The sequence below is a fragment of the Mesorhizobium sp. M1E.F.Ca.ET.063.01.1.1 genome (genome assembly GCF_003998155.1).
GTDB lineage: Bacteria > Pseudomonadota > Alphaproteobacteria > Rhizobiales > Rhizobiaceae > Mesorhizobium.
Genome location: NZ_RZSC01001231.1, coordinates 1 through 1,070 on the forward strand (window position 1 = coordinate 1; position 1,070 = coordinate 1,070).

General features: G+C 67.0%; 2 protein-coding genes. Both read right to left on the reverse strand.

Features of this window, described 5'->3' with window-relative positions:
* Nucleotides 1-478: Crp/Fnr family transcriptional regulator (locus EOA29_RS37490; RefSeq protein ID WP_348628938.1), on the reverse strand; the 478-nt coding region annotated here is incomplete at its 3' end.
* Nucleotides 479-639: 161 nt separating this feature from the next.
* A partial coding sequence (locus EOA29_RS37495) for a LysR family substrate-binding domain-containing protein (protein ID WP_189479138.1) occupies nt 640-1,070 on the reverse strand: 431 nt, incomplete at its 5' end.

Consider the following 1,070-nt stretch of genomic DNA (forward strand, 5'->3'; position numbering starts at 1 on the left):
TCTCGGCTGCGGTCTTGCGGCCGAGCGCCACCATCCAGTCGCGCGCCTGATCGAGCTCACGCAGCTTCTGCTCGAGCAGGCGATGCTCGAGATCCGGCTGCTCCTTCATCAATCGCTCCAGCGCCTGGCGCGGGAACGAGCACAGCTCGACCTCGGTCGCGGCCTCGGCGGTCAGCGAGCTCTCGGCCTGGAACGGCCTGCCGAGGAAATCCGGGGCGAACTGCAGGCCGACGATCTGCTGGCGGCCGTCGGAAAGCGTCTTGGTAAGCTTCACGACGCCCAAGAGCACGTTGGAGAAGCGCTCGACGCTTCTGGAATCGCTCACCAGTTCCTTGCCGGCGTCGGCCTTGTGCCGCATCGTCGATTTGGAAAGGGCCAGGAGCTGGTCGGGGCCGAGCGCGCCGCAGATGCCGCGATGCCGCGCCTCGCATGAAACGCAGAGAACCGGAATGCCTGTCGTGTGAATATCTTCGCGCACGATGGAACACCTATAGTGTTCCCGTCGTGCGCCAGCAATGCGTGGCGGGGGGCGATAGCGTCGCAGCCCGTGCCTTCCTGAAGGCCCCTCTTTCCTTACCGCCTCCGAAGGAGGTGGCTGCGCCGCTGCCAGCGTCCGCTACGAATGCAATCGTCGCGACGTCAATGTCTGGATGCTGCAACCAGCGTCTTGACCATTTCGAGAAACTGTTGGCCGCAGGCAGACAGCGTCGGCACGCGCCAGGCGGCTGCCATGGGCAAGGACGGCGGCGACGGGATGACCGGGCGATAAGCCACGCCCGGCAGCGCCGCCCTCGCGATGCCCGCCGTGACGAACCCCAGGCCGGCACCGGCCGCGACGAGGCCGGCCAGGGTCGTCATCGGCGTCACCTCTTGGACGATCCTTGGGCTCAGGCCTTCGGCCTGGAACAAAGCGATCACGCGGTCGTAGATGCTTGGGCCGATGGCGCGGGGCGCCAGCAGAAAGGGCTCGCCGTCGAGGTCGGCCACACGGATGGCGGTCTGCCCGGCAAGCTGGTGCGCGGATGGAAGCGCCAGCACAAGCGGCTCGTCCGGCAGGGCATGGACAACCA